Raw genomic sequence first — 11,979 nt, 5'->3', positions numbered from 1 at the left:
TGCAACGTGTATCCTCGTCCCATGGATGTGACACTCACCCAACTGCGCTATTTCGTGGAAGCGGCGGCACAGCTGTCCATGACGGGCGCGGCTGCACGGCTGAACGTTGCGCAGTCCGCTGTATCCGCTGCGATCGCCCAGCTGGAGCGCCATGTCGGAACGCAGTTTTTCATCAGGCAGCGCTCCAAAGGTCTGGTGCTGACGCCGGCCGGCGAGCTCTTCGTTCGCGACGCCCAAGCGATCCTCGCGCAGGTTGAAGAAAGCATTGATCACGCCCGCGGAGAGCACCAGAGCGTTGCCGGCCGCATCCGCATTGCATGTTTCAGCACCCTGGCGCCGTTCCTGCTCCCCGGCGTCCTGACCAAGCTGCGGGAAGACCACCCTGCCCTTGAAACTGAAGTCATCGAGACCGATACCTTGGGGTGCATCAATGCGTTGCTCAGCGGGCAGGCCGATTTGGCGCTCTGCTACGACCTTGACCTGCCCGACGCCATCGCCACATCGGTGGTGGATACGGTCAGGCCCTACGTGGCTCTTCCGCCGGACCACAAGCTTGCAGGGGCGAAGAGTGTGCCGCTGTCGGCGCTGAGCGGGGAGTCCTTCGTGTTGCTGGACCTGCCCCATACGCGTGACCTCATGCTTTCCATCGCCCGATTGGGCGGCCAGGAGCCGGACGTCCGATTCCGCTCGGCCAGCTATGAAACCGTGCGTACGTTCGTGGCCCGGGGACTGGGCTATTCAATCCTTCACCAGCGGCCCCAGCACCAGTTGACGTACGACGGCGGCCAGCTGGCCGCCGTCGAAATCCGCGACGAGGTGCCTGAACTGAAGACGGTCCTGGCCCACTTGAAGTCACACCGTCCTACCGCCAGGGTCCGGGCGGTAGCCCAGGCGGTAAGGCATCAAGTAGTTGCGGCAAAATCCGCGCGCTCGTAGCGCCGGCCACGATCACTGCATCTGATCAGCAGATGCAGTTCGCATCAAAAATCTATTCGACAGATTGTGCGGCGCCATTCGACAATGGTTATGCCAGCATTCGGGCGTGACCCAAGTCACGAGCTCTGGTGGCGCAGTTCTGCAGGCCGTCAACGTCGACCGCCGTGGGCTCGCTCTCCCATCCCAGCATCGGATCTTTTCCTCCAGGAGGAACTGTGAACACCAATAAAATCGAGGGCCAGATCAGCCGGAAGGGCCTGCGCACCAGCGTTGCTGCCGGTTCCATCGGGGTCTTCGTCCACTGGTTTGAGTGGGCCATCTACGCCTATCTCGCCTCGACTATCGCGGTCGTCTTCTTCCCCCAACAGGACAGCACAGCTGCGCTGCTTTCCGTCTTCGCGGTCTTCGCCATCAGCTTCGGCGTCCGTCCCTTGGGCGCCCTCGTATTCGGAACACTGGGCGACAGGATTGGACGCAAGAAGACACTTTCCATCGTCATCCTCTCCATGAGCGCGGCGACACTGGTGGTCGGACTCCTGCCTACCTACGACGCGATCGGCCTGTGGGCGCCCGTCCTGCTCGTCGCGGCCCGTGTGGTGCAGGGGCTCGCCGCGGGAGGCGAATTCGGCAGCGCGGCGGCGTTCCTCGCAGAGTACTCACCCAGGAAGCACCGCGGATTCGGCGTCAGCTGGCTCGAGTTCGGCAGTCTCCTTGGCTTCCTTGCGGCGTCTCTGGTGGTCTTCGTCCTGACCAGCGTCATGGACGCTCAAACCATTGCCGACGGCGGCTGGCGGATTCCGTTCCTCATCGCAGTTCCGATGGGCATCATCGGCTTCTACATCCGTTCCAAGATCGAGGACACTCCCGAATTCCGCTCACTCGAGCAGTTGGACAACGTCCCGCAGAGTCCGGTCAAGGAGGTGTTCACCCGGCACTGGAAGCAGCTCCTGCAGATGAGCGGCCTGGAAATCATGATGCACGTGACCTTCTACGTGGTGCTCGTTTACCTCTTGACCTACCAGGAAAAGGTCTTGGGCTTCGACGCCGGCACTGCCGCCCTGCTCTCCACCGCCGCATCCGTGGCCGGGCTCATCCTTGTACCGTTGGTGGGCGCACTTTCTGACCGGATCGGCCGGAAGCCACTGCTGATCACCGCGGCCATTTCCCTGGTGGTGCTGGCATACCCGCTGTTCCTGATCATGCACTCCGGCACGCCCTGGGCGGGCATCGTCAGCACCATCGGCCTGGGCATCATCTTGGCCCTCATTCTCGGCGTCCATGCGGCAGCGGCAGCGGAACTCTTCCCAACCCGGACGCGGCAGACGGGCCTCTCGGTGGCCTACAGCGTCACCGCGGCCATCTTTGCCGGCACCGTGCCGTACGTCCTGACCTGGCTCATTGCCCAGACTGGCAACGAAATGATGCCGGCGTTCTACCTCATTCTCGTTGGCCTGGTGGGGTTGGCTGCCGTGCTGAGCATGAAGGAAAGCAAAGGCAAGGACCTTCTCGGAGAAGAAGACATCCAAACGGCACCCCGCCAATCCGCGCCGGCCGCCAACACCCCTGTTCGTTACTGACTCAACCAACGAGCAATCCGTAGCCTGGGCTCAGCATCTGACCCCGGGCTACGGCCGTGTCCGGCGCCTCACGAGCCAGGCTGGCCGGAGGCGAGCCTGGCCAGCGCCCGCTCCACCAGGTGGCGTTGCCGGGACCCGGTAACGGCATCCGGATCCAGCATGGCGGTCACGTGCAGGCCCATCATGATGTTCAGCAGCTCATCGGCAACCGCATCCGGATCGGCCAAAGGTTCGCATTCGCCGTCGTGCTCAGCCTGGGCGAGGAAGCCCATCACCAATCCACGCCAGTGCAGCAGGGCCTCCCGCCCGACCTCGCGCAGCGCGTCCTCCGTCTGCGCGCGCTGCCAGAAGGACACCGCCACGCGCGCTTCGACCACGGTGAGGGGATCCGCCGGAATGATTTCCAGGCAGAGGCTTCGCAACGCCGAAAGACCCCGGCGGCCGGCCGTGCCCGCTGCGATCCGTTCGTTGGTGCGTTCGCAGATCAGTTCGTACGAGGCCAGCAGCAGCGCGTCCTTGTTGGGGAAATAATGGGCCAGCACGCCCGGCGCCGCGTACCCGCATTCCCTCGCAATGTCCCGCATGCTGGCATTCTCGATGCCCTGCCCCGCGATCAACCGCCACGTGGTCTCGATGATGGAACGGCGACGCTCCTGGTGATCGACCAAGCGGGGCATGCTGCTCCTTCGTTCGCGGGGGTTCATGGCTGGGACCGTGAGCACCCTACCACCGCGGGGACGCGCCTGCGCGCCCCCGCGAAGTGGACCTGCGCCAGTGCCCGCAGGTTCAGTGGCCGCAGTGGCCTTGTCCGCTGGTGTCAGGACGGGAATGCCCGACGGCGGCACCTGCGCCGGCGGCATGCCCACCGTCGTTTCCGGTACCGCAGTGGCCGGCAGCTGACGGCGGCACGTTCAGTGTCGGGTTCTCGTCGAAGAAGCCGTGCGGCTTCAGGGTGAAGCCGGTGGTGTCCACAGGCATGATGGGCCAGTCCTCCGGACGGGGGAAGTGGGTCAATCCAAAGGAGTGCCACACCACCAGGTCCTGGCCGTCGATGTCGCGGTCGCGTGCCACGTAGGCGGGAAGCCCAGCGCCGCCCGGGTGTTGGTTGACAAAGTCGCCTGCCGCGTACAGCTCCTCCTCCGCGTGCCGTGTGACCCAGAGGTGGTGCCGGGCGAATGCAGCCCGGGACGCGATCGAGGAATCATCAGCCATGGCCAGAGTGGGGTTGCCTTCGGGGTAGAGCGTGTAGCCCACCGGGTGGCCAAGGTGGTTCAGGGAGTCCGGGTTGCTGATGTGCCACACCCGGCCCTTGGCGCCATCCGCGTCGCGCACAGCAACAGACTCGCGGACCAGCACGGTGCGCTTCTGCGTGAAGGCATTGCCGTGCGGATTACCCGGGCCCTTCGGCAGGCGCACAAGGTCCAGTTCCTCAACACGGTTCGCGTCGCCGTCGATCATCATGTCCAGCCGGGCGCTGAAGAGGTGCTGGTGGTACGGAGCGGCAAGGCCCGGGGCGATCTCCGACGCGTAGGCGTACTCCTTGTCCGGGAGCGCTGCCGTGAACACGATGCCCGTTGCCTTCGCCTCGAACTCGATGGTGCCATCCAGGTAGAGGTACCAGTAGAAGCCGTAGTCGTAGTTGCCCACGGTGGTGAAGAAGGAGACCACCAGGCGGCGGTTGCGGCGGACCTCGTTGGAGCCGGCCCACCCATCCGTGTGTTTCCAGAGGATTCCGGCGTCTTCCTCGTGGATGCAGATGCCGTTCTCGATGGTGCGTGGGTTGCCGAAGTCGTCGGCCACCACGGGGGACATGTAGGTGATCTCGCCCAGGCAGTCGCAGCCGAGCTTCAGTGAATTCGCATCGCGGCCCACGAGGTATTCGCCGGAGTCGAAGTAGTTCTGCCAGCTCCTGTACGGGGAGGGGTCGCCATACGGGACCACCATTTCGGAGATGGATGCGCGGTGGATTACCGGGCGCCTCCGTCCCTTGTGGGAGTGGTGGAGTTGGTGGAGCACCAGCCCTTCGCGGGCGTCGAAGCCTACGCGGAGGTCCCAGCCAGCCCAGGAAAGGTGGTTGCCTTCCAGCGTGAAACTGGGGCCTTCGGGCTGTGTGATTTCTATCGGCAGCAGGTCCGTGCGCAGCTCGCCGTGGATCGCGGGGTCCGTGTAATTGCCGTTGACCTCCGGGACCGGGACTGGACCGTCGTCGATCAGGTGGTTGACCCGCCGGTTCTCCACATCGACGAAGGCCACCAGGCCGTCGATGGGGTGTGCCCAGGGGTGGTCTGCCGGGTGGTCCTGGCGGAACCCCAAGCCCCGTAGCAGCCGCTTGCCTTCCTCATTTCCGTACTCAAAGACGCCTGCTGACAGGGGAGCGACGCGGACCTGCGCCGTGGTCAGGGCCCGGGCTGCAAGGGCTGCATTCCACTGCGGGTCTCCGGCCAGGATGTCCTCGATGATCCCGAATTCCTCCAGGAGAACCGGCAGTTGGCCGTCGATTTCCGGGTTCAGCTCGCGCTGATCAAGGACGACGCCCGCGGTCAGGGAGAGGCGTACGTCCAGGGAACGTGACTGCGATGCGTCCCAGAGCATGGCCCGGACCAGGCGGACGGCGTCAATGGCGTCTCCTTGGAGGGCATTCTTCGGCGGTTCAATCAGGCCGAGGTATGCGAAACGGGTGGACTCGGCTACGAGACCGGCCGTCGCCAAAATCCTGCGGGCCTCGTGGATTTCCTCGGCCGAGAGCTGCTCAAGCGGGTGCTGCGCCGCGGCCTGCGCCAGCGTGGCCAAGGGGGTGGTCTGAAGGGTCATGGCACTTCCTGAAGTCGGATTTTGATGGTACAACTGTTCAACCAACGCTTTGATGTTACCCACCTCACAAGCCCGGCGTAAAGTCCTGACCCACAAGACGCCGGCAGCCAGGAGAACCATGGACCAGCCGACCGGCCCTCGCCTTGGACGCTTCCCGAGTGCCCTCATTCCGGCGGGCATCGTCGGCACTGCCGCCGCGGGCAGTGCTACCGCCCACGTGGTGGCAGCCGCCAGTGGTCCGGCGGGTGTCATGGCCTGGTGGATGGCCGCCATGGCTGCCGCCTGCCTGGCCTGCGCCGCACCGATGGTGGGCGGGCGGCTCTGTGCCTGTCGTGCTGCCGGGCACCTGTTGGCAATGAGTGCCGCCATGATCCTCATCCACCTGGTCCTGCTGGCGGCTCCCGGCGCCGCGGGCCATCACGGCAACGGCAGCCCCGCATCATTGCCAGGCCATGGGCAGGCCATGCTGGCCCTCATCGCTGTTGAACTGCTTTGCCTCATGAGCGCTTCGGCGGCCCTCCGCCTGGCCCGGGGCATGCCGCCCGGAACTGGCGGCACCGCAGTCCGTGCCGCCGTCGAACATTAACAACCTCGTACTGAACCGTCCCCGAAAACCCCACCCCGAGGAGCCACTATGAACAGCACGTCCGCCACCCTTTCCCTTGACTGGCACGGCCGGGCGAACGCCCTGGCAATCGACGGCAGGGCCTTCATTGACGGCCGCCGCGCAACGGCGGGCGGGCAACATTCACGGCCCACCACCAGCCCCGTTGATGGCCGCGTCCTCGCTGAGTTGGCTGCGGGCGGTCCCGCCGACGTCGATCGCGCGGTGGCCGCTGCACGGCGCGCCTTCCTTTCGTGGTCCCGCATGGGGGCCGAAGGGCGAAAGGGGTTGCTGCTTGCACTGGCCGCGCTGATGGAGCGGCATGCCGACGAACTGGCACTTCTGGAGACATTGGACAGCGGGAGGCCAATCCTGCAAACCACCACCGTGGATGTGCCTGGTGCCATTTCCACGCTGCGCTGGTACGCGGAGGCGGCGGACAAGCAGAGCGGGGAACTGCCTGCCGTCCCGCCCGGGGCTACGGCGTTGGTGACGCGGGAGCCGTTGGGCGTGGTGGCCGCCATTGTGCCGTGGAACTTCCCGCTCGAAATCGCGGTCTGGAAGCTGGCTCCGGCGCTCGCCGCCGGAAATACGGTGGTGCTGAAGCCGGCAGAGCAGACGTCCCTGAGCGTGTTGCGCCTCGCCGAACTGGCCGCTGAGGCCGGGCTGCCGGACGGAGTCCTGAACATCGTCACCGGCACGGGCCGGGAAGTGGGGGCGGCGCTGGCGCACCACATGGACGTCGACGCACTGGCGTTCACCGGTTCGACCGCCGTCTCGCGGACCCTGCTGGAGGCCTCCGGCCGCAGCAATCTCAAGCGGCTCAGCCTCGAAGCCGGCGGCAAGAGTTCCAACATTGTCTTTGCGGACACGGCCGACCTTGCCACGGCCGCAGCGAAGGCAGCCTTCGGCGCCTTCTACAACCAGGGGCAAGTCTGCTCTGCCAACTCCCGGATCCTCGTCCAGCGGGATGTCCATGACGAGTTCGCTGCGTTGCTGGCCGACGCCGCGGCGGCCTTCCGGCCGGAAGATCCCCTCGCTGGCTTGGGAGGCAACGGCGCACTGATCAGCAGCGCTCACACTGACGACGTCGAACGCTGGATCGTGCGCGGCCGCACCGAAGGTGAGGTGCTTTTCGGTGGTGAGCGGCGCGAGATCCGGGGCTCTGATGCCTACCTGGAGCCCACGCTGTTGGGCGGCCTTGGGGCCGGGCATGATGTCCACCGTGAGGAGATCTTCGGGCCCGTGGCCGTGTTGCACGCCTTCGACACGGAAGATGAGGCCGTGCGGTTGGCGAACGACACAGACTATGGATTGGCGGCGTCCCTGTGGACCTCGAACCTGTCCCGGGCCCACCGGGTGGCGGGGGAGTTGCTCGCTGGAACAGTCTCCGTGAACACTGTGGATGCCCTGGGCAACACCACGCCTTTCGGGGGCTTCAAACAGTCCGGGTTCGGCCGCGATCTGTCCCTGCACGCCTTCGATAACTACACGGCGCCGAAGACCACCTGGATCCAGTTCGGCTGAGAAAGTGCATCTGAAGAAACGATGATGTGCATCGTCTTTGCATAATTTACGTGATGCAATTCAAAGCCTACGCTGCAAGCATCCCTTTCCCACCCTTCTTGCGCAGTAGCAAACCTAAGCAGTAGCAAAGGACCGATCATGGATCAGCCAATAGCCTCAACGCGCCTTGCCCACGAGCAAAGCCAGCATCTGCAGAAATCCCTCGGCCGCTTCGACATCCTGTTGCTGGTGGTCGCGGCCGTCATCTCGGTGGAGGTCCTGGGCCAGGTCTCCGGGTTTGGCGGGGAAACCTTCACCTGGACCCTCATCCTGGCCGTCACGTTCATGGTCCCCTATGGCCTGATCTTCGCCGAAACCGGCGGCGCGTTCACCGAAGAAGGTGGCGTGTACGTCTGGACCAAGATGGCCTTCGGCCGCGTTGTCGCCGCCATCACGTCGCTTTTCACCTGGGTAACGCAACCTGTTTGGGTGGGCGGCGCAATGGCTTTCGTGGCAGTGGAAACATGGTCCGAATACGTGGGCCATGTGGAGGCCGGCAGCGTCAGCGACTACATCTTCAAGCTGGTCTTTATCTGGATCACGGTGACCTCAGCCATCGTCAGTTTGAAACACGGTAAATGGCTGCCCTCGCTCGGAGCGATCCTCAAGATCGCGTTCCTGACCTTCTTCATTATCGTCACCATGGTCTATGGGCTGCAGCACGGTTTCAACGGACTCGAACTCGGCTTCTTCTCACCCACCCTGGCCGGCTTCCTTGGCGTCACCCCGCTGCTGCTTTTCTCGTTCCTTGGCTTCGAGTCCGGCAATAGCGCCGCGGGGGAGATGAAGAACCCGGCCAAGGATGTTCCCATCTCGGTGGCCCGCTCCTCCATGATCGCCGCGGCGAGCTACCTTTTGCCGATCCTGGCCATCCTGCTTGTGGTGCCGCTCGACCAGATCACGGGCATTGGGGGGCTGTTCGGCGCAGTGGCCACCGTCTACACAGTGTTCGGCCCGGCCGCTGAGGCCATGCTGGCCATTTCAGCGGTGATCTTCTGCTTCGTCCTTGTGTCGCAGGGCGCAGCATGGATGATCATCAGCGACCGCATGCAAGCCATGGCAGCCGCCGACGGCTCATTCTTTGGAGGCTTCTTCGGCCGCTTCCACCCCAGGCTGGGCACGCCGATCCGGGTCAACACGCTCTCCGGGGTGGTGGCAACGCTGTTCATGCTCGCGGCCATGCAGCTCAGCGGCACCAGCAGCGCACTGTTCGGCGTGGTCCTGGCCGTCGCCATCTCAACGTTCCTGCTCAGCTACCTTTTTGCTATCCCAGCCGCAGTCCGGCTGCGGAGCAAGTACCCCCTGGCCAATAGGCCCTTCAAGGTCCCCGTCTCGGACACCGGTTTCCGCATTCTGGGTGCCATTTGCTTCGTCTGGATCCTGATCGGCTCGTGGGTGGCGATCTTCCCCGGAACGCTCGAGGTCATCTTCGGCCTGGAGTACGACTTCGAGGCAACCTGGGGCGTCCCGCAGTTCACCTTCGAGGCCTTCGCGCTCGGCACACTCGGCTGCATCCTGGCCCTGGGACTCGTTGGTTATGCCCGCGGCAAGAAGGTCCGCGACGCTGTGTCGCCCATGCCTGCTACCGCTGAGCTGATCAACGACTGACTTTTTGAGCGTACGACGGCGGCGGGTCACCTTAGGTTCTCATGGGACTTGTTGGCGGCCCGCCGACCGTCCGCCAGTGAGAGATATCTCCGGCCTCGCCATGGGCCCCACGGCGAACCTCAGGCGGCAGGGTCCCGTCGAAGGTCTAGCCTGAACTGTCAGTGCGGATCAGCAGGCTGAGCTGGGTCCGGATGTCCCGCACAATCGCCTCGATGCTCAAAGCGGCGTTCACACTCGCTGCCATGCTGAGGAACATGATCGCCGTGACAATGCGTGCCGTCGTTGCGGCATCAACCGGACCAACCAGCCCATCCCTGCCCAGAACTGCAGCGATCGCCTCCTCGGTCTGCGCGACGATGGAGAGAGCCTCGCTGTGGCGCGGCTCGGCCGGATCGCCGAAGACCATCTCCCGCAGGTAGGTGCGCCCGTTGTCGACCTGGATGCGGTTGCATTCCACGATCGGCCGCACAATGGACATCACCGCACCCAGCACATCCGGAATGGCCTCAGCATCAGCCCGGCCCCGCTCAAGGGCTTCGTTGTAGTGGGCGTTCTGCACGAGCAGGAGGAGCTCTCCCTTGGTTTTGGCGTAGAGGAACAGGGTCCCGGTGCCGATGTCGGCCCTATCGGCGATCTGTTGCGTCGTCACATCCTCGACGCCGTGCTCCGCGAACAGCTCGCTGGCTGCGGCAGTGATGCGGTCGAGCTTCTGCTGTTTGTTCCGCTCGCGCCGACCGGGCGGCTGGGAAGCGACAGGCATGAGGGTTCCTCCGGAATGAACTGACTGGACTCAGTTATGAGTGTAAGCTCCCGGCAATGCCCAGAGTCATTCGCGCGGTGTGTCTAGCGGGCGAGGAACGCGACGGCGGCGGGGGCGAACCTGGCGTGGTACTGGAAGATGCCGCCGTGGCCGGAGTCGGGGTAGATGATCAGCTCGGATCCCGTGATGCGGCCATTCAGATCCTCGGAGAGAACTGAGGGCACCATCCGGTCGTTGTCGCCGTTGGCGATCAGAGTGGGCTGGGTGAGTTTCGACAGGTCGGCGGGCGCAGAGCGCCCCCACTTCTTGATCGCCTTCAGCTGCGTCTGGAACGCCTTCACGCTGATCGGGGCGTCAAGGTCGACAGTGCGCTCCTGGAGGCGCTTGATGAATGCTTTCGCGGCCGCCTTGCCGGTGGCGTTGCGGTTGAAAAACAGAAATTCCTTGGCGTCGGACCGGGTCAGCGCGGCGCGGAGGATGTCGTAGTAGGTGGTGCCGGCGACCTTGTCGATGTCCTTGCCACCGGCGGGGCCGGTGCCGGCGAGGACGAGTTTGCGGACGAGGTCCGGGTGCTTGGCGACCAGGTCCTGTGCGATCATGCCGCCGAGCGAGAAGGCGAAGACGTCGATCTGGTCGAACCCGAGGGCTTTGATGAAGGTGTAGGCGTCGTCTGCCATGGCCTCGATGCTGTCGGGAACCTGTCCTGTGGAGGCGCCGACGCCGCGCTGATTGAAGGTGATAACGCGGCGGTGCTTGGCAATGGGGTCGATGATGCGGGGGTCCCAGTTGTCCAGGGTCGCGGCGAGGTGGACGAAGAAGAAGACCGGGATGCCGCCCTTGGGGCCCAACTCGCGGTAGGCGTAGGTGACGCCACCGGCGGTGACGGTGCGTGTGGGTGCTTTCGCGTACGAGGTGGTGACAGAGTCCTTCGGGCCGCTGGTGTTGCTCATGCTCATTGTTCTCCTGGCTGGCTTGGCGGTTCTCCTGGATGGCTTGGCGGCAAAATACCGATGGCGGTCAGGGGGTGAGGGTGACGACGGCTTTGCCGCGGATGCCGCCGTCGGACAGGGATTGCAGCGCTTGGGGGGTCTGGGCGAAGTCGAAAACTTTCCCCACGACCGGACGCAGCACGCCCTCGTCCACGAGGGTCGCGATCTCACGCAACTGGTCGCCGCTGGCACGCATGAAGAGAAACTCGTAATTGACGCCGAGTTTCTTCGCCTGCCGTCGGATCCTGCTGCTGAGTGCCGCGACGGCCAGGCGCAGCACAGGATTCAGGCCGACCTCTCGCGCGAACGCAGGGTCCGGCGGCCCGGAGATCCCGATCACCTTCCCGCCGGGCTTCAGAATGCGGAGCGACTTCTCAAGGTTGTGCCCGCCGAGACTGTCGAGCACCAGATCGTACCCGGCGAGGAGCTGCTCGAAGTCCTGCGTGCGGTAGTCGATCACAGTGTCCGCGCCGAGGCTACGCACGAAGTCGACATTGGAGGCGCTCGCTGTGGTAGCAACGGTCGCGCCGAGGTGCTTGGCGAGTTGGATCGCGATCGACCCGACCCCGCCGGCGCCGGCGTGAATGAGAACTTTCTGCCCCGACTGTACGTTGCCCTTCTCGACGAGGGCCTGCCACGCCGTAAGCGCCACGAGCGGCAGGGAGCCAGCCTCCTCCATGGTTGCCGATGCGGGTTTAAGTGCCAGATCGGATTCGGCGACGGCGATGCGCTCGGCGAACGTGCCGATGCGGTCCTTGTCGGGGCGGGCGTAAACCTCGTCTCCGGGTTTGAACCGGCGCACACTTGCGCCGACCCCGATGACGGTGCCGGCGACGTCGTTGCCGAGGATCAGCCGCAGCTTGTAGGGAAGGATCTGCTTGAACTCACCCAGCCGGATCTTCTCATCCAACTGGTTGAGGCCTGCTGCTCGAACCTGCACGAGCACATCACGCTCGCCGACGATGGGCTCAGCGACGTCCGCCTCGCTCAGCGGCTCCTTGTACCTGGTGACGACGAAAGCCTTCACGGCGCTCCTTCTGCGAAACGTACTCTTAGTCGAAAATGACTATACTCAAGTTTGAGTACGCTCATAAAAATTGTCAAGGGGCAGAGGAGCGGGGGGAGCCT

Annotated in this window: 10 protein-coding genes; 5 read left to right on the top strand and 5 right to left on the bottom strand. The window is 64.5% G+C overall.

What is annotated here, in order from left to right:
- Positions 1–21 precede the first annotated feature (21 nt).
- Both AC57BR_RS08155 and AC57BR_RS08150 read left to right on the top strand, forming a co-directional pair.
- Entirely contained in the window at positions 22–936 is a 915-nt protein-coding gene (locus AC57BR_RS08155; protein ID WP_496359315.1) for a LysR substrate-binding domain-containing protein, read from the top strand.
- A 215-nt stretch (positions 937–1,151) separates the two neighbouring features.
- A complete protein-coding gene (locus AC57BR_RS08150) occupies positions 1,152–2,513 on the top strand; it encodes an MFS transporter (RefSeq protein ID WP_496359313.1) in 1,362 nt (453 codons plus the stop codon).
- Between the two features lie 68 nt (positions 2,514–2,581).
- Here the strand turns inward: AC57BR_RS08150 and AC57BR_RS08145 are convergent, their stop codons facing one another.
- On the bottom strand, positions 2,582–3,190 hold the full coding sequence (locus AC57BR_RS08145) for a TetR/AcrR family transcriptional regulator (protein ID WP_496359311.1): 609 nt from the start codon (positions 3,188–3,190) through the stop codon (positions 2,582–2,584).
- Positions 3,191–3,299: 109 nt separating this feature from the next.
- Entirely contained in the window at positions 3,300–5,324 is a 2,025-nt protein-coding gene (locus AC57BR_RS08140; RefSeq protein ID WP_496359309.1) for a primary-amine oxidase, read from the bottom strand.
- A 118-nt stretch (positions 5,325–5,442) separates the two neighbouring features.
- On the opposite strand from AC57BR_RS08140, the gene AC57BR_RS08135 reads away from it, so the two are divergent.
- The 3 genes from AC57BR_RS08135 (at position 5,443) to AC57BR_RS08125 (ending at position 9,102) form a co-directional block, all read left to right on the top strand.
- Entirely contained in the window at positions 5,443–5,910 is a 468-nt protein-coding gene (locus tag AC57BR_RS08135) for a hypothetical protein (RefSeq protein WP_496359307.1), read from the top strand.
- Positions 5,911–5,958: 48 nt separating this feature from the next.
- Positions 5,959–7,455 (top strand): aldehyde dehydrogenase family protein, encoded by a 1,497-nt coding sequence (locus tag AC57BR_RS08130; RefSeq protein WP_496359305.1) that lies wholly within the window; start codon positions 5,959–5,961, stop codon positions 7,453–7,455.
- 138 nt (positions 7,456–7,593) lie between these two features.
- Positions 7,594–9,102, top strand: coding sequence for an APC family permease (locus AC57BR_RS08125; protein ID WP_496359303.1), 1,509 nt, complete (start codon positions 7,594–7,596; stop codon positions 9,100–9,102).
- A gap of 145 nt (positions 9,103–9,247) precedes the next feature.
- Here the strand turns inward: AC57BR_RS08125 and AC57BR_RS08120 are convergent, their stop codons facing one another.
- From AC57BR_RS08120 to AC57BR_RS08110, 3 genes are all read right to left on the bottom strand, one after another.
- Positions 9,248–9,862 carry a TetR/AcrR family transcriptional regulator gene (locus tag AC57BR_RS08120; RefSeq protein WP_496359301.1) on the bottom strand — a complete coding sequence of 205 codons (615 nt, stop codon included), beginning with the start codon at positions 9,860–9,862 and terminating at the stop codon, positions 9,248–9,250.
- Positions 9,863–9,945: 83 nt separating this feature from the next.
- Positions 9,946–10,812 carry an alpha/beta fold hydrolase gene (locus AC57BR_RS08115; RefSeq protein ID WP_496359299.1) on the bottom strand — a complete coding sequence of 289 codons (867 nt, stop codon included), beginning with the start codon at positions 10,810–10,812 and terminating at the stop codon, positions 9,946–9,948.
- A 67-nt stretch (positions 10,813–10,879) separates the two neighbouring features.
- Positions 10,880–11,878: an NADP-dependent oxidoreductase gene (locus tag AC57BR_RS08110; RefSeq protein WP_496359297.1), complete on the bottom strand. Its 999-nt coding sequence runs from the start codon at positions 11,876–11,878 to the stop codon at positions 10,880–10,882.
- Positions 11,879–11,979: the final 101 nt, after the last annotated feature.

The organism is Arthrobacter sp. BGA-UO-ETr-C19 (genome assembly GCF_059568005.1).
Note: the sequence above shows the minus strand (reverse complement) of the source record. Positions and strands in the feature narration are given on the sequence as shown.